Source organism: Jiangella muralis (assembly GCF_001270745.1).
In the GTDB taxonomy this organism is placed as follows: domain Bacteria; phylum Actinomycetota; class Actinomycetes; order Jiangellales; family Jiangellaceae; genus Jiangella; species Jiangella muralis.
The window spans coordinates 598187-624068 of sequence record NZ_KQ434752.1 but is presented as its reverse complement, the minus strand read 5'-3'; the positions used below and the strand labels follow the sequence as shown (position 1 = coordinate 624068).

Sequence of the window (25882 nt, the reverse complement as noted above, 5' to 3'; positions counted from 1 at the left end):
TTCCGGGACACGGGCGCGGGTCATAACCGGGAACCCGGTCCGGTCTGGTGCTGACCGGACCGGGGCGGCTACTCGGCCGGGGGACGGGGCGCCGGCAGCCGGCGCCGCAGGCTGGACGCGGCGACGGAGTCGCGTAGCCGCTCGCCGGTGGCGTCGATCCAGTCGAACCCCTCGACCAGGCGGCGGTTCGCCTCGACGGCGCTGTCGCGGTACTGGGTCGGCAGCAGGAACGCCTTGATCCGCCGGCCGATCGACGCCGAGCGGGCGATGGAGCGGCGCACCAGCTCGGTGTCGTCGTGCAGCGCCTCGACCGGCTCGGCCTGACGGGCGTAGCGGGCCTGCTCGACGGCGCCGACGAGGTGGTCGAGCAGCTGCCGGTCGTCGTCGCCGAGGGACGCGGCCGTCGCCAGCCGGCGGCCGGTGGACCGCGGCGTGGCGGCCGGGTCCCAGGAGTGGCCGGCGTCGCGGGCGGCCTCGCGCAGGTCGGCCCAGGCCGCCTCGGCCAGCGCGCCGGGGTGGTCGCCGGCCTGCCGCCAGCGCAGCCGGCGGCCGATGCGCGCGGCCACCGACGGGGTGGCGAAGAACGCCGCCAGCGCCAGCGCGCCGAGCAGGATCAGCGGCCACTGCGACGGCGGCTGCTGGCCGCCGGAGGCCGCGCCGCCGCCGAGCTCGTCGTCGCGCGGGATGGACGGCGCCGTGCTGGTGGGCTGTGACGTGGGAGCGTTCGGGTCGGTGGGGTCGGGCACCGGCGCGTTCTGGGTCGGGACGACGGTCCAGTCGGGCGCGCGGCCGGTGATGGCGGCCGGGGTGGGCTCGAACCGGACCCAGCCGGACCCCTCGAAGTACAGCTCCGGCCAGGCGTGGGAGTCGTGTGCGCGGACGAGGTAGGTGCCGTTGCCCTGGTAGTCGCCGGCGGTGAAGCCGACCGCGACCCGCGCCGGGATGCCCAGGTAGCGGGCCATGATGGCCATCGTCGCGGCGAACTGCTCGCAGTAGCCGCGCCGGTCGTTCAGGAAGTCGACCAGCGCGTTGGCGGTGTGGCCGGAGGTCGACTCGATGTCGTACTCGAAGCCGCCCTGCGGGCCGCGGAACCACTGCTGCAGCGCGGCCGCCTTGCTGAAGTCGTCGGTGGCGTCGCCGGTGACGTCGTCGGCGAGGTCGGTGACCTCGGACGGGAGCTCTTCGGGCAGTTCGAGCATGGCGTCGACGTCGTCGCTGGGCGGGCCGGCGTTGCGCAGCGCCTCGACGGTCGGCTCGACCACCAGGCTCTGCACGTTGTACGAGCGGGCGCGGACGTCGTCGCCGTCGGCCACGACGTCGAGAGTGGGCGCGTGGTAGCGCCAGTCGCCCTCGACGTCGATGCGCTGCGCCGGGTAGGGGAGCGGCAGCCAGCTGGAGCTGAAGTCCGGGCTGACGTTGATGTCGTAGTCGATGACCGGCCAGTCGGCCTGGTCGAGGCCCTGCGGCCAGGGCAGCCCGCTGTCGACGGAGTCGGGCACCGGGCGGTCGGACGTCTTCCACTCCTCGCCGTCGAACACGTCGAGCGTGACGATGCGGATGTACGTGGCGGCCTCGGTGTCGGCGCTGGAGCTGTACCGCAGCACCTCGACGTTCTCGCGGCGCTGCAGGTTGCGCTGGAGGTCGATGATCGGGTTGTCGGTGCGGATGGTCTGCCCGCCACCCCCGCCGCCACCGCGGCCAGGCCCGAGCACGCCCTCCGTCAGCACCGGCGCGAGACCCGGGACGGCGACGGCCACCGCCAGCGCCACCGCGCCGACCCGGCGGCCGTTGCGGGCCAGCGAGTCGGTCTCGGGGATGCCGCTGCGCCGCGCCGACGGGCTGGCCGAGCGGCCCCACGCCGCCACCCGGGTGCGTCCCTCGGAGACCAGGAGTGCCAGGAACCCGGCCGCCGGCGGCAGGAACCACCACCAGTCCAGGCCGGTGGTCATGGCGGTGGCCGCGACGGTGTAGCAGGCGGCCAGCGGCACGCCGGCCAGCGGGACCCGGCGCAGCCAGACGACGAGGGTGTCGACCAGCAGCGCCACCACGCCGGCGCCGCCGATCACCAGCATGAGGACGCCGCGCGGCACCGGGATCGGGGCGACGAACGTCGAGGTGACGTCGAGGCCCTCCTGGAACACGTCGACCAGCCGGGTGGCCCAGTCGGTGGTCGGGATGAACCCGAGCAGCGCGACGTCGTTGGCCACCAGCACGCCCAGCCACAGCACGATGACGGCCAGCTGCGCGACCGGGACCAGCAGCGACGGCACGCCGAGCTTGCGCAGCACGTAACCGGTGCCGGAGACCAGCGCGACCGCGATGGCGGCCGGCACGATCCAGTCGTCGGTCTGCGTGATCGCGAACAGCGGCAGCACCGACAGCCAGGCCGCCAGCGCCGCGACGATGGTCAGCCGGCCGTGTGCGCTCAGCGACGACATCAGCTCGCCCCTCGTCCGGTCGACAGGCCGGCGCGGGCCTGCTCCTGCACGGCCGGGCGCTGCAGCCCGAGACGCTCCCACAGCGTGGCCAGGTGGTCGCCGCGCTTGGCGACGATGACGTTCCAGCCGGCGCCGCGTAGCACCTGCACACCGGCGGTGAGCCGCACGTGTTCGCGGCTGTTCTCGCCCAGCGACGTCCACGACATGACGTCGAGGACGACGGCCAGCGCGGCGGTGGAGCCCTGCCGCAGCTCCGCGACGACGCGCGCCTCGGGCTCGGTGAGCCGGCCGAACACGCCGACCAGCAGGCCGGTGGCGGCCTCGGCGCCGCTGAGGAGGTCGGGCCAGCGGCCGACGGACGCGTCGCGCTGCGGCTGGACGACGGCGAGCGCGTCGAGCAGCGACACCTTGGCGTCGCCGGGACCGCTGGCGGGGTCGTGCCAGTTGGTGGAGACGGCGCTGCCGTGGTCGGTGGCCAGCCGGACGGCGTAGCCGCGCTCGGCCAGGTGGACGCCGACGGACGCGGCCGCGGTGACGCTCCACTCCAGCGAGGAGTCGATGCCCTCGCCGGTGTGCCCGGACGTGCGGGTGTCGAGCAGGATCGTGGCCCGGCTCTGCCAGGGCTGCTCCTCGCGGCGGACCATCAGCTCGCCGTGGTGGGCGGTGGCCCGCCAGTGCACGCGGCGCATGTCGTCGCCGACGCGGTAGGCGCGGATGGTCGCGTCCTCCTCACCGGCGGCGGCGATGGCCCGCGGCCGGCTCTCGCCGCTGCCGCTCCACTCGCCGACCAGCCGGACCGGCGGCAGCTGGTGCACCGTCGGCGTGACGATGAGGGTGCCGACGTCGCTGAACGCGCGGCGCAGCTCGACCATGCCGAACGGGTCGGTGACCCGCACCGTCAGCGGGCCGACCTTGTACCGGCCACGCACCACCGGGTCGATGGAGTAGGTGACGTCGCGCCGGAACCGCGACCACACGTGGTCGAGGACGAACCGCGGCCGGGCCCCGAGCGTGAACGGGATGCTGTCCTCGACCAGCAGCACGCCGGTGGGGATGCGCGCGGAGTTGGCCAGCCGCAGGTGCACCGTCGCCCGTTCGCCGACGGACACCCGCGGCGGCTCGACGGACCGGGACGCGGCCAGCCGGACCCTGCTGCGCAGCGCCACCATGAGGCTGATGGCCGGGACGACGACCAGCAGCAGGCCGACCCTGAGCACGTCGCGCTGCCCGGCGAGGACGGCGGCCAGGATGGCGCCGCCGCCGACGGCCAGGAAGGTCCAGCCGCGTCGGGTGAGACCGGACAGCGCGTCGTTCATCGGCGGCTACCGGGCCGGTTCGGGCTGCGGGATGCGCTGGATGAGGTCGGCGACGATGCTCCCGGCGTCGCGGCGGCCGATCTGTGCCTCGGCCGTGGGCAGCAGCCGGTGGCCGAGGACGGGCGCGGCCAGCGCCTGGATGTCGTCGGGCAGCACGTACTCGCGGCCCTCCAGCCCGGCCCACGCCTTCGCCGCCCGGATGAGGTGCAGCGTGGCCCGCGGCGACGCGCCCAGCCGGAGGTCGGGCGACGTGCGGGTGGCGCTGGTGAGCGCGACCGCGTACTCCTTGATCGCGTCGGCGACATACACGCCGCGGACCAGCCGGACCAGCTTGTGCACGTGCGCGGCGTCGGTGACCGGCTCGAGCGGGTCCAGCGCGCTGGTCGAGCCGTGCGTGTCGATCATCTCGATCTCGGCCTGCTGCGACGGGTAGCCCATGGACAGCCGCATCATGAAGCGGTCGCGCTGCGCCTCGGGGAGGGGGTAGGTGCCCTCCATCTCGATGGGGTTCTGAGTGGCGACCACCATGAACGGCGCCTCGAGCTGGTAGGTCGTGCCGTCGACGGTGACCTGCCGCTCCTCCATGCACTCGAGCAGCGCGGACTGCGTCTTCGGCGAGGCGCGGTTGATCTCGTCGCCGACGACGATGTTCGCGAACACGCCGCCGGGCTTGAACTCGAACTCGCGGGTCGACTGGTTGAACACCGACACGCCCGTGACGTCGCTGGGCATGAGGTCGGGCGTGAACTGGATGCGGCGCACCGTGCAGTCGATGGCGCGGGCCACGGACTTCGCGAGCATCGTCTTGCCGACGCCGGGGACGTCCTCGATGAGGATGTGGCCCTCGGCCAGCAGCACGGTGAATGCCAGCTTGATGACCTCGGGCTTGCCCTCGATGACCGAGCCGATGGCGGCCTGTACGCGGGCGGCGGTGTCGGCGAGGTCGCCCAGCGCCAACTCGGGCACGACCTCGCCGGGTCCCTGCGGTTGATGATGGCCCGGGTTGAACGGTTCAGGCACGTTTCCTCCTTCGATCCCCGACCTCGTCGGCGTGACGTGCCTCGGCCGATCGCGGCATTCCGCTGTCCAGTCTCGCAGTGGTGCGACGTCTGGACCCACCCCGCGGGTTCCGATCGGCCCCGGCTTTCGCTTTACCCGCAGAGCCTATGTCCACTACGTGTGCACGCGCATCCATCCGAACCGGACATTCCCCGATCGCCCGGCCTGGTCGGACGGTGTGTCGGGCGCTCGCACGATGATCGGCCCACAGGGCGGCGCGGGCCGGGCACCGGCCCTCGCGTCCGGCGGTTCCCCACTTCCCTCCACCACCGCGCTCCACCCGCTGCGCGGGCCTCGCTGACCAGGGGTGACGTGTGGGCGTCCATTCCGGGCACGGGCCGGCGCCGCCGCGTGGCACCCGCGCGCCCCACTCCGCGCCCCACCTGGCCCGGCAAGGCGTTGACCAGTGCGGACGCCCTCCGATGCGGCCCCGGGACGAAACCCGCCGTGGGGCGTCGTGGGGTGGAACGGGGCCGAATGTGGTTGCAAGTGGGGGAGAGTGGAGTACAGTGGCGGGCAGTGGAGGAAGAGTGGTCCGATGTGGCGGTCAACGACCTGACCGGCGGCTCGGACAGCGGGGAGGTGGGCCGTGTTCCTCGGTACCCACACGCCCCGGCTGGACGACAAAGGACGGCTCATCCTCCCGGCGAAATTCCGGGACGAGCTGGCGGAGGGCGTCGTGATCACACGAGGGCAGGAGCGCTGTCTCTACGTGTGGCCGCAGGCCGAGTTCCTCCGGTTCACCGAGCAGTTGCGCGCCGCGCCCATCACGCACAAGGGCACGCGCGACTTCGCCCGGATGCTGGCCGCGGGGGCCAGCGACGAGGTTCCGGACAAGCAGGGCCGCATCACCATCCCGCCGGGGCTGCGCACGTACGCGGGCCTGGAGCGCGAGTGCACCGTCGTCGGTGCGATGACGCGGGTGGAGATCTGGTCCGAGCAGGCATGGGAGACGTACCAGGCGGAGAAGGAACCCTTGTTCGCCGACATCTCCGAGGAGGTGCTGCCCGGCATCTTCTGACCGCCGTCGCGTGGACACGCACGACGAGGTCTCCGGCCGCTCCACCTCTTGGCACCACTTCCCCGGTGCCAAGCGGCAGAGCCGGCAGCCAAGCCCGAGCGGGCGGGGACCTGGTCGTACGAGCCGCGACCGGCAACGAGCGAGGCAACGACGAGAGACGCGGGGGTGTCGATGACTGAGCAGGGGGCGCACGTCCCGGTGCTGCTCGACCGTGTCGTCGAGCTTCTCGCGCCGCCACTCCAGGAGGAGGGGGCGCGCGTCGTCGTCGACACCACGCTCGGACTCGGCGGGCACGCCGAGGCACTGCTGACCCGCAGCTCGACGGCCCACCTGGTGGGCCTCGACCGCGACCGCGAGGCGCTGGCCCGGGCGACCGAGCGGCTGGCGCCGTTCGGCGACCGGTTCACCGGCGTCCACGCGGTCTACGACCGGATCGCCGACGTCTTGGCGGGCCTCGGCATCCGGCGCGTGCATGGCGTCCTGTTCGATCTCGGCGTCTCGTCCATTCAGCTGGACGAGGCCGGGCGCGGGTTCGCGTACTCGCAGGACGCGCCGTTGGACATGCGGATGGACCAGTCCACCGGCATCACCGCGGCCGAGGTGCTCAACACCTACGCCGCGGCCGACCTCGCCCGCATCCTGCGCCGCTACGGCGAGGAGCGGTTCGCGTCGCGCATCGCGGCGGCGGTCGTGCGGGAGCGGACACGGGCGCCGTTCGACACCAGCGCCCGGCTGGTCGAGCTGATCCGCGACAACATCCCGCAGGCCGCCCGGCGCACCGGCGGCAACCCGGCGAAGCGGACGTTCCAGGCGCTGCGCATCGAGGTCAACGGCGAGCTGGACACGCTCGAGCGGGCGCTGCCGGCCGCCATCGACGCGCTGGCGGTGGGCGGGCGCATCGTTGTGCTCTCGTACCACTCGCTGGAGGACCGCATCGTCAAGCAGCTGTTCGCGGCGAGGACGACCAGTTCGGCGCCGCCCGGGCTGCCGGTCGAACTGCCGCAGCACCGGCCCGAGCTGCGGCTGTTGACCCGCTCCGAGCCGCCCACCAGCGACGAGATCGCCGCCAACCCGCGCGCGCAGTCGGCCCGGCTGCGTGCGGTCGAGCGGATCAGGGAGGCAGCATGAGCGCCGCCGAACGCGCCTACGCACCGGTCGCCGCGCCGCGCCGGCCGTCCCTGCGCAGCGTGCCGGGCCGCGCCTCCCGGGCGCCGCGCGCCCCGTTCGTCGTGCTGGTCCTGCTGGTGCTCGGCGTCGGCCTGATCGGGCTGCTGATCCTCAACACCGCCCTGCAGCAGGGCGCGTTCGAGCTGGGCGAGCTGCAGTCGACCACCGATGAGCTGCGCGACCGGCAGACCGACCTCGCCGACCGCGTCGCCGGCCGCAGCGCGCCCGACGCACTGGCCGACCAGGCCGCCCGCATGGGCATGGTCCCGGCCGAGGAGACACCCACGTTCCTGGAGCTGCCGCGCTCCTCGCCGGCCGACGCCGGTGGTGCCGGCTGATGCCGCCGAAGGGCCAGGACGGCCGGGGAGCGGCCGGACGAGGCACGGCGGGACGAGGCACGGAGGGACGAGGCACGGCCGCGGGCCGTGCCGCCCGGCCGAGGCCGAAGGCCGCCCCGAAGGCCGCCCCGAAGGCGGCACCGAAGGCCGCGCCGAAGGCGTCCGCGAAGGGCACGAGCAAGCCGGCCCGCAAGCCGGCCCGCAAGCCGGTCCGCAAGACGGCCGCCGCGAAACCCGTGCGCAAGAGCGCCGCCAAGGTGACCGGCGCGCCGCGCCCGCCGAAGCCGCCCAAGCGTCCCAAGCCGCCGAAGCCCCCCAAGCAGCCGCGCACCGTCCGGCTGGCCGACCCGCGCAAGCGCCTGCGGGCCTCGCTGGTCGGCGTCTGCGTGATCCTCTCGCTGTTCGGCGGCCGGCTGATCCAGCTGCAGGGCATCGACGCGTCCACGTACGCCGCCGTCGCGAACACCATCGGGCTGAAGACGGTGCCGGTGCGGGCCGACCGCGGCGTCATCCTCGACCGCGACGGCGAGCCGCTGGCCAGCACCGTCGAGGCCTACGACGTGGTGGTCGACCAGACGCAGGTGGCCAACCCGGCCGCGTACGCGCTGCAACTGGAGAGCATCCTCCGCACGCCCGCCGCCGACCTGCAGCGCGACCTCACCGGCTCCGACCGGTACGTCGTCCTCGCGCGCGGGGCGCCGGGGGCGACGTGGCGGCAGATCCGCGGGCTCGGCCTGGGCGGGTTCACCGCCGAGACCGCCGCCGCCCGCGAGTACCCGGCGGGCACCGTCGCCGGCAACGTCGTCGGGTTCCTCGGCGCCGACGGCCTGGGCCTCACCGGGCTGGAGCAGTCGATGGACAAGAGCCTGGCCGGCGTCGACGGCGAGGCGACGTACCAGTTCAGCCCGGGCGGCATCCGAATCCCGAACAGCTCCGCGAACCACGTCAGCCAGCCGGTCGCCGGCACCGGCCTGCGCCTGACCCTGGACGGCGACGTGCAGTGGCACACCGAGCAGGTGCTGGCCGAGGCGGTCGCGAACGCCGGGGCGGCCGACGGCGTCGCCGTCGTCATGGACGTCGACACGCAGGAGATCGTCGCGCTGGCCGCGACCCCCGCGTTCGACCCGAGCAAGCCGAGCAAGACCGAGGCCGCCGACCGCGGCAGCGCCGCCGTCGAGGACGCCTACGAGCCGGGCTCGGTGTTCAAGCCGATCACCATGTCCGCTGTGGTCGACCAGGGGCTGGCCGACCACAGCACCGTGTTCTCCGTCCCGGACAACCTCCGCCGCGGCGGCGAGACCATCAACGACTACTACAGCCACGGCGAGGACCAAATGACGCTGGCCGGCGTCGTCGCGAAGTCGAGCAACGTCGGCACCGTCCTCGCCGCCGAGACGCTGGACAAGGACGTCTACCACGACTACCTGCGGCGGTTCGGGTTCGGCACCGCGCCGGACCTCGGGATGCCGGGCGAGACCGGCGGCCGGCTGCCGTCCGGCGACGACTTCACCGACCTCACCCGCGACAACGTGGCGTTCGGCCAGGGCATCTCGGTCAGCGCCGTGCAGATGGCGTCGGCGTACGCGACCATCGCCAGCGGCGGCGTGCGGGTCGACCCGCGGCTGATCTCGGCGACGATCGGCGCCGACGGCCGCGAGACGCCGGTGGAGCCGTCCGCGCCGGAGCGGGTGATCAGCGAGCAGGCCGCCGCCGACGTCACCCTGATGATGGAGGCCGTCATGGGCGAGGGCGGCACCGGCAAGCCCGCGCTGGTCGACGGCTACCGCGTCGCCGGCAAGACCGGTACGGCCCAGCGGGTCGACCCGGACTGCGGCTGCTACGCCGACTACAACTCGTCGTTCATGGGTTTCGCGCCCGCCGACGACCCGCAGTACGTCGTCGTGGTGTCGCTGTTCGACCCGCAGAACGGCAACTCCGGAAGCGCGCTGGCCGGACCGGCCTTCGCGGACATCATGCGGTTCGCGCTCGAGCAGGGCGGTGTGGCGCCGACCGGCACGGAGGCGCCGCAGGTGCCACTGTTCGCCGACTGACCGAGTAGATTGCTCTGTCGTGCCCGACCGCCCAGGACTGCGACCCCGCCGCGTCACGCCGTTGCCGCTGACGGCGCTCGACGCCGCGGCGCCGGCGGACGTGCTGGTGACGGGCGTCACACACGACTCCCGGCAGGTCCGGCCCGGTGACCTCTACATGGCGCTGCCCGGCGCGGTGACGCACGGCGCCCGGTTCGCGGCCGCCGCGGTGGCGTCCGGAGCGGCGGCGATCATGACCGACGACGACGGTGTCGCGCTGGCCGGCGAGCCGGGCGTTCCGGTGCTGCGGCTGCCGGACCCGCGGGCGCGGCTGGGCGAGATCGCCGCGACGGTGTACGGCCACCCGGCGCGTGACCTGCTGATGCTCGGCGTCACCGGCACCAACGGCAAGACCACGACGACGTACCTGCTGGAGTCCGGGCTGCGCGCCGCCGGGCACGTCACGGGCCTGATCGGCACCGTCGAGACCCGGGTCGGCGACGAGCGGATCGCCAGCATCCGCACCACCCCCGAGGCCACCGACGTGCACGCGCTGCTCGCCGTCATGCGCGAGCGCGGCGTCACGGCCTGCGCCATGGAGGTGTCCAGCCACGCCATGGTGTTCGGGCGGGTCGACGGCGTCGTGTTCGACGTCGCCGGGTTCACCAACCTCAGCCAGGACCACCTCGACTTCCACGGCGGCCTCGACGACTACTTCGCCGCCAAGGCACGGCTGTTCACGCCCGAGCACGCGCGCCGCGCCGTCGTCGTGGTGGGCGACGAGTACGGCCGCCGGCTGGCCGCGTCGACGCCGCTGCCCGTGCTGACGGTCGCGCCGCCACACGTCGCCGCCGAGGCCGACTGGCAGGCCGAATGCTACGGCGACCGCGCCACGCTGGCGGGGGCCGACGGCGCCAAGCTCGAGCTGAGCGTCCCGATCCCGGGCGAGTTCAACGTCACCAACGCCGCGCTGGCCGTCACCATGCTGCGGGCCGCCGGCGTCGACGTCGCCGCGGCGGTCGAGGGCGTGGCGGCCTGCCCGGGGGTGCCGGGGCGGATGGAACGGGTCGCCGGCCCGGCCGGTGCGCCGGTCGCCGTCGTCGACTTCGCGCACACGCCGGACGCCATCGACAACGTGCTGCAGGCTTTGCACCCGCGTGGCCGGCTGATCGTCGTCGTCGGAGCCGGCGGAGACCGCGACCGCGACAAGCGGCCGCTGATGGGGGCGGCTGCCGCGCGCGGCGCCGACATCGTCGTCGTCACGGACGACAATCCCCGTTCCGAGGACGCGGCCGCCATCCGGGCCGCCGTCGTCGCCGGCGCCCACGCGGCGTCCGGCGCGGAGCGGGCGGGGGAGATCCTCGAGGTGGGGGGCCGCCGCGAGGCGGTCCGCGCGGCGCTGCGCAGCGCCCGCGGGCCCGACGACACCGTCGTCGTTCTCGGTAAAGGGCATGAACAAGGTCAGGAGATCGCAGGCGTCGTGCATCCATTCGACGATCGAGACGTGCTCCGTGCGGAGCTGGTGCGGTGGAGTGAGGAGTTGCAGGGTTGATCCCGCTCACCTTGGCCGAGGTCGCCTCGGCCACTGGCGGCAGGCTGGACGCCGTCGCCGACCCCGCCGTCCGGGTCACCGGCCCGGTGGTGACCGACACCCGTGAGCTCGGGCCCGGCGGACTGTTCGTGGCTCGGCAGGGCGAGGCGAGGGACGGGCACGACTTCGCCGCCGCCGCTGTCGAGGCCGGCGCCGTGGCGGTGCTGGCAGCGCGACCGGTCGGCGTCCCCGCCGTGGTCGTCGACGACACCGAGATCGCGTTCGGCCGGCTCGCCCGGGCCGTCCTCGACCGCCTCCCGCAGGTCACCGTCATCGGCGTCACCGGGTCGTCCGGCAAGACGACGACGAAGGACCTGCTGGCGCAGGTGCTCGAGCCGCTCGGGCCGCTGGTCGCGCCGCCCGGCTCGTACAACGGCGAGATCGGCGTGCCGCTCACCGTGCTCCGCGTCGACGAGTCGACCCGCACGCTGGTCGCCGAGCTGGGCGCGCGCGGTCCCGGGCACATCGCCTACCTGTGCGGCATCGCGCCGCCGTCCGTCGGCATCGTCCTGAACGTCGGCAGCGCCCACCTCGGCGAGTTCGGCGACCGCGAGACCATCGCCCGGACGAAGGCCGAGCTGGTCGAGGCGCTGCCCGCGTCCGGCACCGCCGTGCTCAACGCCGACGACCCCGTCGTGCGCCGCATGGCCGAGCAGACCGAGGCGCGGGTCGTCATGGCCGGTGAGTCCGTCCACGCCGACATCCGCGCCGAGGACGTGACGCTCGACGCCGCTGGCCGGGCGTCGTTCCGGGTGGTGACGGCCGACGGCGAGGCACGCGTGTCGCTGCGGCTGGTCGGCGAGCACCAGGTGTCGAACGCGCTGGCCGTCGCCGGTGCGGCACTGGCGCTGGGGCTGCCGCTGGACGACGTCGCGGCGCGGCTGTCGGCGGCGCTGCCGCGGTCGCGGTGGCGCATGGAGGTCACCGAGCGGCCCGACGGCGTCACCGTCGTCAACGACGCGTACAACGCCAACCCCGAGTCGATGCGGGCGGCGCTGAAGACGCTGGTGTCGCTCCGGCCGTCCGGCCCGGGGCGGACGTGGGCCGTCCTCGGCGAGATGCGCGAACTCGGGGAGGCGTCGATCGCCGAGCACGACGCGATCGGGCGGCTGGCGGTCCGGCTGAACGTGTCGCGGCTGGTGGCCGTCGGCGACGGCGCCCGCGCGATCCACCAGGGCGCCACCCTCGAAGGGTCCTGGGACGGCGAGTCGGTCTGGGCGCCCGACGTCGACGCCGCGTTCGACCTGCTCCGCGCCGAACTGCGGCCCGGCGACGTCGTCCTGGTCAAGTCGTCTCGCGATGCCGGCCTGCGCTTCCTCGGCGAACGGCTGGTGGAGGACAAGTGATCTCCATCCTCACGGCCGGCGTCGTCGGCCTCGTGGTGTCGATCCTGGGCACCCCGCTGGCGATCCGCTGGCTGACCGGCCGCGGCTACGGCCAGGCGATCCGCGACGAGCTGTCGGAGAACCACCAGACCAAACGCGGCACCCCCACCATGGGCGGCGCCGTCATCATCGTGGCGGCGGTGATCGCCTACTTCGTCGCCCACCTGGTCCGGCCGTCGCCGCCGACGGTGTCCGGCCTGCTGGTGCTGTTCCTGGTCGTCGGCCTGGGTGTGGTCGGGTTCCTGGACGACTGGATCAAGATCTCGAAGCAGCGCAGCCTCGGCCTGCGCAGCCGCGCCAAGATGGCCGGGCAGATCTCCGTCGCCGTCGTGTTCGCGATCCTGGCCATCAACTTCCCCGACGAGCAGAACCTCACGCCGGCGTCGCAGGCGCTGTCGGTGCTGCGCGACACGCCGTGGGTGCTGCCGGCCGCGGTGTTCGTCCTGTGGGCGCTGTTCCTCATTTCCGGGTTCTCCAACGCGGTGAACCTGACCGACGGGCTGGACGGCCTGGCCACGGGTGCGGCCGTCATGGTGTTCGGCGCGTACACACTGATCGGCGTGTGGCAGCTGAACCAGTCGTGCGGAGTGGCGCCGGGGCCGAGCTGCTACGAGGTCCGCGACCCGCTCGACCTCGCCGTCGTGGCGGCGGCCATGGTGGGTGCCTGTTTCGGGTTCCTGTGGTGGAACGCCTCGCCGGCGAAGATCTTCATGGGCGACACCGGGTCGCTGGCGCTGGGCGGCGGGCTGGCCGGCCTGGCCATCACCACCCGCACCGAGATCCTGCTCATCGTGCTGGGCGGGCTGTTCGTGGTGATCACGCTGTCGGTCATGCTGCAGGTCGGCTGGTTCAAGATCTCCGGCGGGAAACGGCTGTTCCGGATGGCGCCGCTGCAACACCACTTCGAGCTCAAGGGCTGGGGTGAGGTCACCATCGTCATCCGGTTCTGGATCATCGCCGGCATGTTCGTGGTGCTCGGCCTCGGCCTCTTCTACGCCGAATGGGTGGCGACGGCGTGAGCGGTGCGGTTGGCGGGGCTGGTTCGCCGTCCTGGCTGGCGTCCGCCGAGCGGGACAGCCCGTGGGCCGAGCTCCGGGTCACCGTCGCCGGGTTCGGGGTGTCCGGGTACGCGGCCGCCGACACGCTGATCCAGCTCGGCGCGCAGGTCACCGTCCTCGAGGACCGCGACGGCCCGGCCGAGCAGGAGCGCGCCACCATCCTGCGCATCCTCGGCGCGCAGATCTCGCTGGGGCCCGGCTCCACGTCCACCCTGCCGCCGGAGACGCAGCTGGTCGTGACGTCGCCGGGGTGGAAGCCGTCGTCGCCGCTGCTGGCCGCCGCGGCCGCCGCCGGCGTCCCGATCTGGGGCGAGGTCGAGCTGGCCTGGCGCATCCGCGACCCCGCGACCCCGTGGCTCGTGCTGACCGGCACCAACGGCAAGACGACGACCGTGCGGATGCTGACGTCGATGCTGCGGGCGTCCGGCCTGCGCGCGGCCGCCGCCGGGAACGTCGGCGACCCCATCGTGACGGCCGTCATGGACCCCGGCGGCCACGACGTCATCGCCGTCGAGCTGTCCAGCTACCAGTTGCACTGGACGTACTCGATGGCCGCGCGGTCCGCCGCCGTCCTCAACATCGCGCCCGACCACGTCGACTGGCACGGCTCGATGGACGCGTACACCGCCGACAAGGGGCGCATCTACGCCGGCGTCGAGACCGCCTGCGTCTACAACGTCGCCGACCCCGTGACCGAGCAGCTGGTCCGCGACGCCGACGTGCGCGAAGGTGCGCGGGCGATCGGGTTCACGCTGGGCATCCCGTCGGTCGGCATGGTCGGCGTCGTCGACGAGTACCTGGTCGACCGCGCGTTCATCGCCGAACGCCAGACGTCGGCCGCCGAGCTGGCCTCCGTCTCCGACGTCCGGCCGGCCGCGCCGCACAACGTCGCGAACGCGCTCGCCGCGGCCGCGCTGGCCCGCTCGATCGGCGTGCCGCCGGTCGCCGTCCGCGACGGCCTGCGCGGTTTCGCGCCGGACCCGCACCGGATCTCTCTTGTCGCCGGCATCGACGGCGTCGCCTACGTCGACGACTCCAAGGCGACCAACCCGCACGCCGCCGCCGCGTCGCTGGCCGCGTACGACTCCGTCGTCTGGATCGCGGGCGGGCTGGCCAAGGGTGCGTCGTTCGACTCGCTGCTGCGCGACGTGCGCGGGCGGCTGCGGGGGGTCGTCCTGCTGGGCGCCGACCGCGCCGTCATCGCCGAAGCGCTGGCACGACACGCACCGGATGTACCGGTTGTCGACGTTCCGGACACCGACAATGAGGCCATGGACCGCATCGTGGCCGCCGCCGCCGGGCTCGCCCGGCCGGGCGACACCGTGCTGCTGGCGCCGGCGTGCGCGTCCATGGACATGTTCGCCAACTACGCGGCCCGGGGCGACGCCTTCGCTGATGCGGTGCGACGGCTACCCGGCGGCCGCGCGACGCCGTGAGCACGGTCGATCGGGCCGCACCCGCGGAGCGGTCGCTCCGGACGGCCGCGGCCGAGTCGCTGCGCCGGCTGCTGCGGCGTCCGCTCGCCTCGTACTACCTGGTGCTCGGGTCGGCCGGCCTGCTGCTCGTGCTCGGCCTGATCATGGTCTTCTCGGCTTCGAGCGTCATGTCGCGGGTGCAGTTCGGCTACCCGTACTACTTCTTCGCCCGCCAGCTGGCGTGGGTCATCGTCGCGCTGCCGCTGGCCTGGATCGCGTCGCGGATGTCGGCCCGGCTGATCCGCCGGTTCGGGCTGCCGATGCTGGTCGTGGCGGCGATGCTGCTGACGCTGACGTTCGTGCCCGGCCTCGGCGTCACGCGTGGCGGCAACACCAACTGGCTCGACCTCGGCGGACCGTTCCTCATCCAGCCGTCCGAGCCGGCGAAACTGGCGCTGATCGTCTGGGGCGCCGGCATGTTCGCGTTGAAGGGCCGGCTGCTGACGCAGTGGAAGCACCTGATGATCCCGTTCGTGCCGGTGGCGGCCGCGATCGTCGCGCTGACGATCGGCCAGCACGACCTCGGCACGGCGCTCGTGCTGATGGCGATCGTGCTGACGCTGCTGTGGGTCGTGGGCGTGCCGACGTGGCTGTTCGGGCTGGCGCTCGGGGTGGTGGGTGTGGTGGGTGCGTACTTCGTCACCGCCTCCGAGAACCGCATGTCGCGCGTCGTCAGCTTCCTCGACCCGTTCTCGGACTTCTCCGGCACCGGCTACCAGGCCGCTAATTCCATTTATGCGTTCGCCACCGGCGGCTGGTGGGGGAGCGGGCTCGGCGCGAGCCGGCTGAAGTGGGGCCAGCTGCCCGAGGCGCACACTGACTTCATTTTCTCCATCCTCGGCGAGGAGCTCGGGCTGCCCGGCGCGCTGATGGTGCTCGGGCTGTTCTTCGCGCTCGGGTTCGCCGGCATCCGCATCGCCATGCGCACCACCGACACGTTCACCCGCCTGGCCGCGGCCGGCATCACCGGCTGGCTGATCGTCCAGGCGATCATCAATCTCGGCAGCGTCCTCGTCGTCTTCCCGGTCATCGGCGTGCCGCTGCCGCTGGTGTCGTACGGTGGCGCTTCCATGGTCGTCGTCATCGTCGCGGTCGGGATCCTGATGGCGCTGGCCAAGGAGGAGCCCGGTGCCCGTGAGGCGCTGGCGGCCCGCAAGCAGGCACGGCGGGAGCGCCGCCGGTTGAGGAGGATCCGCGCGTGAGGGCACAGGCGTGGTGTGAGGCCGGCGCGACGTCGCCGGCGCGTGAGCGAGTGTTTCGGCAGCGTCGCTGGTCGGGGAGGATCTGCGGGTGAAGGTCGTCCTGGCCGGCGGCGGTACCGCCGGGCACATCGAACCTGCCCTGGCGACGGCCGACGCGGTGCGGCGCGCCGATCCGGAGGCGCAGGTGACGTTGCTGGGGACCGAGCGCGGACTGGAGGTCCGCCTGGTTCCCGAGCGCGGGTACGAGCTCGCGCTGATCCCGCCCGTCCCGTTGCCCCGCCGCCCCACGCCCGAGCTCCTGCGGCTGCCCATGCGTGTCCGCGCCTCCGTCCGGCAGACCACCGAGGTGCTGCGGTCGCACCAGGCCGACGTCCTCGTCGGCTTCGGCGGCTACGTGGCGCTGCCCGCGTACGTGGCGGCGCGGCGGCTCGGCGTGCCGATCGTCGTGCACGAGGCGAACGCCAAGCCCGGCCTGGCCAACCGCATCGGCGCCCGGTTCACCTCCTTCGTCGGCGTCGCTTCGCCCGGCATCGAGCTGCCGCACGCCCAGCACGTCGGCATCCCGCTGCGCCGCTCGATCGCCCTCCTCGACCGCGACGCCACCCGAGCCGAGGCGCGTGACTTCTTCGGCCTCGACCCGTCGCTGCCCACCCTGCTGGTCTTCGGCGGCAGCCAGGGCGCCCGCCGGATCAACGAGGCGACCGCCGGCGCCCTCCGCTCCCTCCTCGACGCCGGCTTCCAGGTCCTGCACGCCGTCGGACGCGGCAACGTGGACGCCGCCGCCCAGGCCGCCGCAGCGCACGGCATCGCTGTCGCCGGAGGACCTACCGGGGGAGAGTCGCCCGCAACAGGGGCGTCCGCAACTGGGCCGGCCGGGGGAGAGCAGTCCGCAACGGGCCCGGCCGCAACGGGTCCGGCCGTGACCGGTACCGCCGGGCCAGCGCCGTCTGCAACACAGCCGCCCGCAACAGAGCCGCCCGCAACAGAGCCGCCCGCAACGGGGCCCGGCGCGGCGCATCCGTCCGAACCCGGGTCAGAGATCCGGTCCAGCGCGGCGTCGCAGCCTCGATACGTCCCCGTGGCCTACGTCGACCGGATGGACCTCGCCTACGCCGCCGCTGACCTCGCCGTCTGCCGGGCGGGCGCCATCACCTGCGCCGAGTTGGCCGCCGTCGGGCTGCCGGCGGTCTACGTCCCGCTTCCGCATGGCAACGGGGAGCAGCGGTTCAACGCCCTTCCGACCGTCGCCGCGGGCGGCGGAGTGCTGATCGCGGACGGTGAGCTGACCTCGTCGTGGTTGACCGCGGAGGTGACCGCACTGCTGGGCGATCGGGCTCGGTTGGACGCGATGGGTGCCGCAGCGGCTACTCTCGGTCGTCGCGACGCCGACGATCGCCTGGTCGAGATGGTCCGGCGCGCGGCTGCACAGAAGAGCGTCGGAGGTTGACCACGTGATCGTCTCGCCACCGGAGCGGACCGTGCCCGCGGAAAAGCTGGGCCGGGTCCACTTCGTCGGCATCGGCGGTGCCGGCATGAGCGGCATCGCCCGCATCCTCCTCGCCCGCGGAGTGCCGGTGTCGGGCAGCGACGCCAAGGATTCGGGCGTCCTGGCCGGCTTGCGCGCGCTCGGCGCCGAGGTGCACGTCGGCCACGCCGCGTCGAACGTCGGCCTCGCCGAGACCGTCGTCGTGTCGACGGCGATCCGCGAGAGCAATCCCGAGATCGTCGAGGCGCGCGAGCGTGGCCTGCCGATCCTGCCCCGGGCCGCCGCGCTGGCGTCGGTGATGGCCGGGCGGCGCGCGATCGCCGTGGCCGGCACGCACGGCAAGACCACGACGACGTCGATGATCACGGTCGCGTTGCAGCACTGTGGCGCGGACCCCTCGTTCGCGATCGGCGGCAACCTGAACGAATCGGGCGCCAACGCCCACGACGGCAGCGGCGACATCTTCGTCGCCGAGGCCGACGAGAGCGACGCGTCGTTCCTGGCCTACGAGCCCGAGGTGGCGATCGTCACCAACGTCGAGGCCGACCACCTCGACTTCTACGGCACGCCGGAGGCGTACGAGGCCGCCTTCGACGCGTTCGTCGACTGTGTCTCCGGCTTCCTCGTGGTCTGCGCCGACGACCCTGGTGCCCGCGCCTTGGGGGAGCGGGCCGCCCGGCGCGGTGTCGTCGTGCACACCTTCGGCGAGTCGCGCGACGCCGACGTGCGGGTGACCGCGCTGGACATCGCCGGGCCCGGCGTGTCGTTCGAGCTGGTGGCCCGCGGCCGGCGGCAGGAGCGGATCCAGTTGCAGCTGCCCGGCAGGCACAACGCGCTGAACGCGGCCGCCGCCTTCACCGCCGCGCTCGGCCTCGGCTTCCCGGCCGGTGACGTGCTCGACGGCCTGGCCGGTTACACCGGGACCCGGCGCCGGTTCGAGCTCAAGGGCGTGGCCGGCGGCGTGCGCGTCTACGACGAGTACTCCCACCACCCGACCGAGGTGGCCGCCGCGATGGCGGCCGCCCGCGGCGTGGCCGGGCCGGGCCGCGTCGTCGTGGTGTTCCAGCCGCACCTGTTCAGCCGGACGCGGATCTTCGCGGCGGAGTTCGGCACCGCCCTCGGCGCGGCCGACGAGGTCATCGTCATGGACGTCTACGCAGCCCGCGAGGACCCCGAGCCCGGCGTCACCGGTGCGCTGGTGGCCGCGGCCGTGCCGCTGCCGCCGTCGCACGTGGTGTTCGAGCAGTCGTGGTCGGCGGTGCCGGAGCTCGCGGCGTCGCGGGCCGAGCCCGGCGACATCCTGCTCACCGTCGGCGCCGGTGACGTCACGCTGATCGGTCCGGAAGTGCTCGACGTGCTGGCGGCACGGTCGCGATGAGCGTTGCGTCGCGGTCACCGAGCGCGCAGCTCTTCGCGGCGCGGGCCCGGCGACAGCGGCTGCGGCGGCTGCTCGGCCTGCTGCTGGCGTTGCTGGGCCTGGCCGTGGTGTCGGGACTGGTGTGGCTGGTCGGCTGGTCAAGTGTGCTCTCCGTGAAGTCGGTATCGGTCGAGGGTGTGCCGTCGTCGCTGTCGGAGGACGTGTTGTCGCGGGCCGACGCGCCCATGGGCACGCCGCTGGCCCGGGTCGACACCGGCGCCATCGCCGACCGCGTGGCCGAGTTGCCCGAGGCCGCGTCTGTCGACGTCCGCCGCTCGTGGCCGTCGACGCTGACGATCGACGTGACGCCGAGGGTCCCGGTGGCAGCGGTGTCGGCCGAGGGCTCGTGGTGGAACGTCGACGAGACCGGCGCCCTGTTCGGCGCCTCGGACTCGCGGCCGGACGACCTGCCCGTGCTGACCGCCCCCGGCGACGACTCGTCCTCCGACGTCGACGACGCCGTGCGTGCGGCCGGCGTGACCGTGCTGACAGGGCTGCCCGACTCGCTGTACGACCTCGTCGACACCGTGGAGGCGCGCTCGGAGGCCGACATCAGGCTCGGGCTCGCCGACGGCGCGGAGGTGCGCTGGGGCACTGCCGACGACATCGATCGCAAGGCCGACGTGCTGCTGGCGCTGATCGATGCCCAGGAGGAGCCGCCATCGTCGTACGACGTGTCCGCGCCGGAGCATCCCGCCGTCAACCCCTGACGCGCCACTCGCGAGGAAGCTGGCGGCAGACGGCGTCTGGGCAGGTCACAGGCCCGCCGAGTAGGCCGGCCGGGGCATGGGTCGCCTCGGTGGCCGTGCGCGGTGGCGGGTCAGCCGGACGGGCCGTGCGTCGCCATCAGGTCCTCCGTCCGCAGGCCGGGCAGAGGGCGAGCACGCTCGTCCCGCCGCCCGGATCTCGTCCGAGCAACGCGGGTGGTCGCGGCTGTGCGCAACGGCAGGTCTGCTGCGCCCTGGCCGCGAGCCTCTCGGCGTGCAGCGCCTTCTTGGCGTAGCGACGGCGTTGCTCGAGGGCGTCGTGGTACTGGCGGTGGCGTCGTCGGCGAGCCATGCGCTTGGCGACGTCGGCCTGCACGCGGTCGCGGATGAGCCGCGCGATCTCGTCGTCGAACCCCGTTCGGGTGCGTTGGCGAGGGATGCGGCGCCGGGCGGCCTCCTGGTCGTCGTTGGTGAGTGTGTCGGGGGCGATGTGGGTGTTCGTCATGTCCTCCATCCCGCCAGATCGGGAGCTGCTGCGCCACCGCGAAGTCCGGAATTGTGGACAACTCCGCGGATTCATCAGGGCTGTGGACACAGGTCGGCGATGGCGGTCTCGTGCAGTGGGAATCGGTGGAGTTGATCTTGCTCGGCTGGGCGGGTAGAGTGGGTCGCATGTTCGAAGAAGCGCTACTGGCTGCTGCGTCACCGGGTGTCGACCCGGTGGGGCAGCTGGTGGCGTGGCATCCGGACACGTTCGACTGGGTGAGGGTCGAGCCGTGCGACCTGGTCGGCGGTGGCGTGGAGCCGGGGTTCTGGGAACGGTCGGCACGGGTGCTGCCCGCCGACGCCGAACGGACGCCGACCGGGCCGGAGCTGGCGGCCGTGCTGGCCGCGTTCGACCTCGACGGCGCGGACGGCTACGACCTCGTCGAGGCCGCCGCCGCGTGGGCACGACTGTCCGCTTGGGCCGCCGCGAACGAGGCGCGGGTACTGGCGGCGCTGGCATCCCGGGCGGAGATGCGCCCGGACGTGTCCGGCTATCGGTCGGTGAACGCGGTCACGAACACCGCCGCCGAGATCGCCGGACGCTGCCAGGTCACTACTCGGCAGGCGGAGAACCAGGTCGGGCGCGCGTTGCAGTTGGTGGAGGACTTCCAGGACACGCAGGCGGCTCTCGCAGCGGGATTGATCGACCTGCGGCGGGCCCGGGTGATCACTGACGAACTGGGTGGGCAGGACCCCGAGGTGCGGGCCCGGGTGGAGGCCGCGGCGTTGTCGAAGGCGCCGGCGATTGATGCGGTGGCGCTGCGGCGGCTGGTCAAGCGGCTGCTGCACGAACTGGCCCCGGTCGAGACCGCCGAACGCCACCGGATCGCCCGCGACGGCCGGTACGTGGCCGTGACGCCGGCGTCGGACGGGATGGCGTTCCTGGAGGCACTGCTGCCCGCCGAGGACGCCACCGCCCTCAATACCGCTCTGAAGGTGGCTGCGGCTGATGCGAAACGTGCCGACACCGCGCTCGGCCTGTCGGCCCGGACCAGCGACCAACGTCGCGCCGACGCCCTGGCAGAACTGGGGTGGGCGGCGCTCAACGCCTGCGCCGACACTGCCACCAGCCACGCCACACCCCCTGCCACCACGACAGACGACGCCACGCACCAGGCCGCGGAGGACGCCACGCACGACGCCACGCAGGACGCCTCGGCCATGGGCCTCGCGCACGACGCCGCGGCCATGGGCCGTGCCGCGGCGACCGAGGCGACGGAGGCTGCCGCGGTTTCGCGCGGACCCGGTGGCGCCTCGGGGGGCAACGTCCGACCCACCTCGTCCGGCGCCGCGGCAATGGGCCTCGCGCACGAGGCCGCGCACGACGCCGCGGCAATGGGCCTCGCGCACGAGGCCGCGCACGACGCCGCGGCCATGGGCCGTGCTGCGGCGACCGAGGCGACCGAGGCGACGGAGGCTGCCGCGGTTTCGCGCGGACCCGGTGCCGGCTCGGCTGGCAACGTCCGACCTACCCCGTCCGGCGCCGGGACCAGCCCGCGGCGCCGGCAGATAAGCGTGCACGTCACCGTCCCGTTCAGCACCCTCGCCGGTCTCGACGACGAGCCGGGAGAGTTGGAGGGGTATGGGCCGATCCCCGCGCACGTCGCCCGCGAGCTGGCGGCCGAGGGGGTGTGGACCTGGTTGCGCACGGACCCCGACAGTGGGCAGCTGCTCGATCTCGGCCGCACGAAGTACCGGCCGAGCAAGGCGCTGGCCGACTTCATCGTCGCCCGCGACCGGACCTGCCGCATGCCCGGGTGCCGCCGAGCGGCCCGAGCGGCCGACATCGACCACATCGTCCCGTTCGCGGCCGGCGGCTCGACCGTGTGCGCGAACCTCCAGTCGCTGTGCGAGACGCACCACCTGATCAAACATCACGGCGGTTGGAGTGTTCAGCGACAACCCGGCGGCACGACCCGGTGGGCCAGCCCCACCGGCCACGACTACCGAAGACCGGCAGAACCGATCGGCCCGGTCCGGTAGAGCAGTTGGCAGGCCCGGTGGAGCGGTGGGCGGGCCCGGCGGAACGGTGAGCAGGCCCGGCGGAACGGTGAGCAGGCCCGGCGAAGCGGACGGTGGGCCTATGCGCGCTGCCGGGCCACCGGGAGCCTCCGAGGCAGGCGAGTACAGGCCGGCACGTACAGGAGGCCGCCCCGTGGGTGCGCAGAGGCTCAGCCATGCCCGGCTGGTTTCAGGCGGTCGCGGGCAGCGGACGGTCGCGACCGAGCAGCCAGCGTTCCGTCGCCGTCCAGGTGCCCGAGAACAGCAGGTAGAGGGCGGCCGCAAGCGGCACGAAGGCGGCCACCGCGACGGTGCCGTACGGCACCACTCGGGCCACCCTCGCCATCATGGCCCCGGCCCCGGCCCCGGCCCCGGCCCCGGATCCGGACCCGGCGCTGGCCCCAGACCCGGCTCCGGCCCCCGCCCGGGCTCCGGCCGCGGCTCCGGCTCCGGGCGACGGAGGTCCGCTCAGGGCGGCCTGCCGGTGTGCGAGCCGTGACGACCACCAGGCGACCAGGATCAGCAGCACGAAGACGGCGCCGAACACCAGGAGCTCCGCCGGCGCGACGCCGGAGCCGACGGCAGTCAGCCATCGGTCGCTCAACGGCACGCCGAGCAGCGTGTGCGTGAACAGTGCGTTCGCCCCGCCGTTGAGCGTCGGCGAGGAGAACAGCCGGTACAGCACCATGACGAACGGCGCCTGAGCCAGCGACGCGCCGAGGCCGGCGAACGGCGAGGTGCCGTGGGAGCGGTGCAGGGCGGTGAGCTCGCGGCGCAGGCGGACGGGATCGCGGCGGAACCGCTCACGCAGCCGCAACTCGGCCGGGCGAAGCGCCAGCCGGGCACGTCCGGCCCGGGCGGCGCGCAGGCTCAGCGGCAGCAGCGCCAACCTGACGAGCACGACGACGAGGAGGATGGCGAGGCCGGTGGCGGCATCACCGGCGAGCGGCTCCACAACGGAGGAGAGGCCGAGGACGAGCACGGAGACGCCCTGGGCAGGTGTGTCGAGAACGGACAACATGACGGGACCCTTCGGAACGAGAGCACGTGGACGGACAGCTGAGGGGAACCAGCAGTCCGGACGGCGCTCTCGGCCGCGGGCGGGCGGCGGCGTCGGGGTCGGTCTGGGCGATGACGACGGGCGGAGCGGCGGCCACGCGGCGCAGGCCGGGGCCGTACCGCGGGGCGGCGGGGACGCGGGCTCGCGACGTGGCCAGCATCGCGAGGACCATGACGAGGACGGCGAGCAGCGCGACCACACCGGGGGCCGAGCCGAGAGGCGTCGCGAAGAGTCCAGCGAGCACCGTCGCCACGACGACCGCGACGCCGGCCGTCCAGCGCGAGGCGAGCCGGGACGCGACGGCGGCTAGGCGCGAGGCCAGGCCCTGGGACGTGTGGGAGCGGCGGCGGGCGTCGGCGCCGGAGGGAGCGTCGGGCGCAGGACGGGAGTCGCGGTGGGGGCCGTCGCCCGCACCGGCGTCGCCGCCGAGCCGCCGAGTCATGGCGACCAGGGTAAGCGCACTCGGGCGCGCGGGGACCACGAGGCGGTCAATCCGTGCGGGCTACGGCGTGTCTACGGGAGCCGAGCATGAATGGCGCTTAGCGTTTCATCATCTTCAGGTTGACATAACTATAAACCTCAACTTGAGGGTGAGGGTTTGAACTCGACGAAAGGCGATGTCCAGTGACTGCTCCGCAGAACTACCTCGCGGTGATCAAAGTCGTCGGCATCGGCGGCGGCGGAGTCAACGCGGTCAACCGCATGATCGAAGTCGGCCTCAAGGGCGTCGAGTTCATCGCGATCAACACCGATGCGCAGGCGCTGCTCATGAGCGACGCCGACGTGAAGCTCGACGTGGGCCGCGAGGCCACCCGCGGCCTGGGCGCCGGCGCCAACCCGGACGTCGGCCGGAAGGCGGCCGACGACCACGCCGAGGAGATCGAAGAGGTGCTCAAGGGCGCCGACATGGTCTTCGTCACGGCGGGCGAGGGTGGCGGGACGGGCACCGGCGGCGCGCCCGTGGTGGCCCGCATCGCGAGGTCGCTCGGCGCGCTGACGATCGGCGTCGTGACCCGCCCGTTCATGTTCGAGGGACGACGGCGCGCGATGCAGGCCGAGGCGGGCATCGAGGCGCTGCGCGAAGAAGTCGACACGCTGATCGTCATCCCGAACGACCGGCTGCTGTCCATCAGCGACCGCCAGGTCAGCGTCCTCGACGCGTTCAAGAGCGCCGACCAGGTGCTGCTCTCCGGTGTCCAGGGCATCACCGACCTCATCACGACGCCCGGCCTGATCAACCTCGACTTCGCCGACGTGAAGTCGGTCATGAGCAACGCCGGCTCGGCGCTCATGGGCATCGGGTCCGCGCGCGGCGAGGACAGGGCGGTGGCGGCGGCCGAGATGGCCATCTCCAGCCCGCTGCTCGAAGCGTCGATCGACGGCGCGCACGGGGTGCTGCTGTCGGTGTCCGGCGGCTCCGACCTGGGGCTGTTCGAGATCAACGAGGCGGCCAACCTGGTCGCGCAGGCGGCGCACGACGACGCCAACATCATCTTCGGTGCGGTCATCGACGACGCGCTCGGCGACGAGGTGCGGGTCACCGTCATCGCGGCCGGATTCGACAGCGGCTCGCCCACGCGGCGCGAGCTGGGCACCGTGAGGAAGCCCGAGGCGGCCGGAGGCAATGGCGCGGCCGCCGCCGGGGGCATCGGCTCGGTCGCGACGGCCACCCCGGCCGCCGCGAAGCCGGGCGACCAGGGGGACACGGGCGGCGCCGACGGTGACGGCGCACCCGCCGCGCCGCCCGCCCCGCCCCGCGAACAGCGCCGCATCGTCCCGTCCACGGCCAGTGACGACCTGGACGTGCCCGACTTCTTGAAATAGCGCAGGTTGAAATAGCAAGTGCTCCGAGACACCAGCGCGGCCGGTCCGGTCCGGTTCGCCTTCACCGACCGGCACGACGGCATCAGCGTCGCGCCGTACGACACGCTCAACCTCGGCGGGCACGTCGGTGACGACCCGGACGCCGTCGCCGGCAACCGCGCGCGGCTCGCGGCGGCGATCGGCCTGGCGCCCGGCGCCGTCAACTACATGAACCAGGTGCACGGCAACGCCGTCGCCGTCGTGGACGGGCCGTGGGCCGGTCCCGCGCCCGAGGTCGACGCGCTGGTGACCACGCAGCCGGGCCGCGCGCTCGCCGTCCTCGTCGCCGACTGCGTGCCGGTGCTGCTGGCCGACCCCGAGGCGGCCGTGATCGGCGTCGCGCACGCGGGCCGGCCCGGGCTGAAGGCCGGCGTGGTGCCGGCGGTCATCTCGGCGATGCGCGACCTCGGCGCCCGCAAGCTGGTCGCGCGGGTCGGCCCGGCGGTCTGCGGGCGCTGCTACGAGGTGCCCGAGGCCATGCGGGCCGACGTCGCCGCGGTGGTGCCGGAGGCGTGGGCGGTCACCAGGCAGGGCACGCCGGGGCTGGACGTCCCCGCCGGCGTCGTCGCGCAGCTGCGGGCCGCCGGCGCCGCCGTCGAGACCGTCGCGACCTGCACGATCGAGGATCCGCACAGCTACTCCTACCGCCGTGACGGCGTCACGGGACGGTTCGCCGGGGTGGCATGGATGAGTCAGGCGTGATTGGTGTGACTGCTGCGACA

General features: G+C 73.6%; 20 protein-coding genes. 15 read left to right on the top strand and 5 right to left on the bottom strand.

Annotated elements, in window-relative coordinates; all coding sequences use genetic code 11:
• Nucleotides 1–68: 68 nt before the first annotated feature.
• The 3 genes from ACW62_RS05710 to ACW62_RS05700 are packed head-to-tail and all read right to left on the bottom strand — an operon-like array spanning nucleotide 69 to nucleotide 4720.
• Nucleotides 69–2438 (bottom strand): transglutaminase TgpA family protein, encoded by a 2370-nt coding sequence (locus ACW62_RS05710; RefSeq protein WP_053203085.1) that lies wholly within the window; start codon nucleotides 2436–2438, stop codon nucleotides 69–71.
• Nucleotides 2438–3754 (bottom strand): DUF58 domain-containing protein, encoded by a 1317-nt coding sequence (locus ACW62_RS05705; protein WP_053203084.1) that lies wholly within the window; start codon nucleotides 3752–3754, stop codon nucleotides 2438–2440. The genes ACW62_RS05710 and ACW62_RS05705 overlap by 1 nt, the downstream gene beginning before the upstream one ends.
• A gap of 6 nt (nucleotides 3755–3760) precedes the next feature.
• Nucleotides 3761–4720 (bottom strand): AAA family ATPase, encoded by a 960-nt coding sequence (locus tag ACW62_RS05700; protein ID WP_053203083.1) that lies wholly within the window; start codon nucleotides 4718–4720, stop codon nucleotides 3761–3763.
• A 682-nt stretch (nucleotides 4721–5402) separates the two neighbouring features.
• Between ACW62_RS05700 and mraZ the strand changes: the two genes are divergently transcribed.
• From mraZ to ACW62_RS05640, 12 genes are all read left to right on the top strand, one after another.
• Nucleotides 5403–5834: a division/cell wall cluster transcriptional repressor MraZ gene (gene mraZ, locus ACW62_RS05695; RefSeq protein ID WP_053203082.1), complete on the top strand. Its 432-nt coding sequence runs from the start codon at nucleotides 5403–5405 to the stop codon at nucleotides 5832–5834.
• A 171-nt stretch (nucleotides 5835–6005) separates the two neighbouring features.
• Complete coding sequence (rsmH, locus tag ACW62_RS05690; protein WP_083459259.1) at nucleotides 6006–6962, top strand: 16S rRNA (cytosine(1402)-N(4))-methyltransferase RsmH; 957 nt, start codon at nucleotides 6006–6008, stop codon at nucleotides 6960–6962.
• The gene (gene ftsL, locus ACW62_RS05685) at nucleotides 6959–7339 is read left to right on the top strand and encodes a cell division protein FtsL (protein WP_053203081.1); all 381 of its coding nucleotides are present in this window, start codon (nucleotides 6959–6961) and stop codon (nucleotides 7337–7339) included. The genes rsmH and ftsL overlap by 4 nt, the downstream gene beginning before the upstream one ends.
• The gene (locus ACW62_RS05680) at nucleotides 7339–9390 is read left to right on the top strand and encodes a peptidoglycan D,D-transpeptidase FtsI family protein (protein WP_053203080.1); all 2052 of its coding nucleotides are present in this window, start codon (nucleotides 7339–7341) and stop codon (nucleotides 9388–9390) included. The genes ftsL and ACW62_RS05680 overlap by 1 nt, the downstream gene beginning before the upstream one ends.
• 19 nt (nucleotides 9391–9409) lie before the next feature.
• Nucleotides 9410–10921 carry a UDP-N-acetylmuramoyl-L-alanyl-D-glutamate--2,6-diaminopimelate ligase gene (locus ACW62_RS05675; RefSeq protein WP_053203079.1) on the top strand — a complete coding sequence of 504 codons (1512 nt, stop codon included), beginning with the start codon at nucleotides 9410–9412 and terminating at the stop codon, nucleotides 10919–10921.
• Nucleotides 10918–12306, top strand: coding sequence for a UDP-N-acetylmuramoyl-tripeptide--D-alanyl-D-alanine ligase (locus tag ACW62_RS05670; protein ID WP_053203078.1), 1389 nt, complete (start codon nucleotides 10918–10920; stop codon nucleotides 12304–12306). The genes ACW62_RS05675 and ACW62_RS05670 overlap by 4 nt, the downstream gene beginning before the upstream one ends.
• The gene (mraY, locus tag ACW62_RS05665; RefSeq protein ID WP_053203077.1) at nucleotides 12303–13364 is read left to right on the top strand and encodes a phospho-N-acetylmuramoyl-pentapeptide-transferase; all 1062 of its coding nucleotides are present in this window, start codon (nucleotides 12303–12305) and stop codon (nucleotides 13362–13364) included. The genes ACW62_RS05670 and mraY overlap by 4 nt, the downstream gene beginning before the upstream one ends.
• Nucleotides 13365–13399: 35 nt before the next feature.
• Nucleotides 13400–14839, top strand: coding sequence for a UDP-N-acetylmuramoyl-L-alanine--D-glutamate ligase (murD, locus tag ACW62_RS05660; RefSeq protein ID WP_053203148.1), 1440 nt, complete (start codon nucleotides 13400–13402; stop codon nucleotides 14837–14839).
• The gene (ftsW, locus tag ACW62_RS05655) at nucleotides 14836–16080 is read left to right on the top strand and encodes a putative lipid II flippase FtsW (protein WP_053203076.1); all 1245 of its coding nucleotides are present in this window, start codon (nucleotides 14836–14838) and stop codon (nucleotides 16078–16080) included. Before murD ends, ftsW begins: the two co-directional genes overlap by 4 nt.
• Nucleotides 16081–16168: 88 nt before the next feature.
• Nucleotides 16169–17527 (top strand): UDP-N-acetylglucosamine--N-acetylmuramyl-(pentapeptide) pyrophosphoryl-undecaprenol N-acetylglucosamine transferase, encoded by a 1359-nt coding sequence (locus ACW62_RS35095; protein ID WP_053203075.1) that lies wholly within the window; start codon nucleotides 16169–16171, stop codon nucleotides 17525–17527.
• A gap of 4 nt (nucleotides 17528–17531) precedes the next feature.
• A complete protein-coding gene (gene murC / locus ACW62_RS05645) occupies nucleotides 17532–18944 on the top strand; it encodes a UDP-N-acetylmuramate--L-alanine ligase (RefSeq protein WP_053203074.1) in 1413 nt (470 codons plus the stop codon).
• Nucleotides 18941–19693 carry a cell division protein FtsQ/DivIB gene (locus ACW62_RS05640; RefSeq protein WP_053203073.1) on the top strand — a complete coding sequence of 251 codons (753 nt, stop codon included), beginning with the start codon at nucleotides 18941–18943 and terminating at the stop codon, nucleotides 19691–19693. The genes murC and ACW62_RS05640 overlap by 4 nt, the downstream gene beginning before the upstream one ends.
• Nucleotides 19694–19829: 136 nt before the next feature.
• Here the strand turns inward: ACW62_RS05640 and ACW62_RS05635 are convergent, their stop codons facing one another.
• On the bottom strand, nucleotides 19830–20195 hold the full coding sequence (locus ACW62_RS05635) for a hypothetical protein (protein ID WP_157574419.1): 366 nt from the start codon (nucleotides 20193–20195) through the stop codon (nucleotides 19830–19832).
• A 53-nt stretch (nucleotides 20196–20248) separates the two neighbouring features.
• Here ACW62_RS05635 and ACW62_RS05630 point away from each other — a divergent pair, with 53 nt between their 5' ends.
• Nucleotides 20249–22219: an HNH endonuclease signature motif containing protein gene (locus ACW62_RS05630; protein ID WP_169791997.1), complete on the top strand. Its 1971-nt coding sequence runs from the start codon at nucleotides 20249–20251 to the stop codon at nucleotides 22217–22219.
• 208 nt (nucleotides 22220–22427) lie between these two features.
• On the opposite strand, the gene ACW62_RS05625 is transcribed toward ACW62_RS05630, so the two are convergent.
• Nucleotides 22428–23258 carry a YidC/Oxa1 family membrane protein insertase gene (locus ACW62_RS05625; protein ID WP_053203070.1) on the bottom strand — a complete coding sequence of 277 codons (831 nt, stop codon included), beginning with the start codon at nucleotides 23256–23258 and terminating at the stop codon, nucleotides 22428–22430.
• 663 nt (nucleotides 23259–23921) lie between these two features.
• Here ACW62_RS05625 and ftsZ point away from each other — a divergent pair.
• On the top strand, nucleotides 23922–25121 hold the full coding sequence (ftsZ, locus tag ACW62_RS05620) for a cell division protein FtsZ (RefSeq protein ID WP_053203069.1): 1200 nt from the start codon (nucleotides 23922–23924) through the stop codon (nucleotides 25119–25121).
• 18 nt (nucleotides 25122–25139) lie between these two features.
• A complete protein-coding gene (gene pgeF / locus ACW62_RS05615; RefSeq protein ID WP_053203068.1) occupies nucleotides 25140–25862 on the top strand; it encodes a peptidoglycan editing factor PgeF in 723 nt (240 codons plus the stop codon).
• Nucleotides 25863–25882 lie beyond the last annotated feature (20 nt).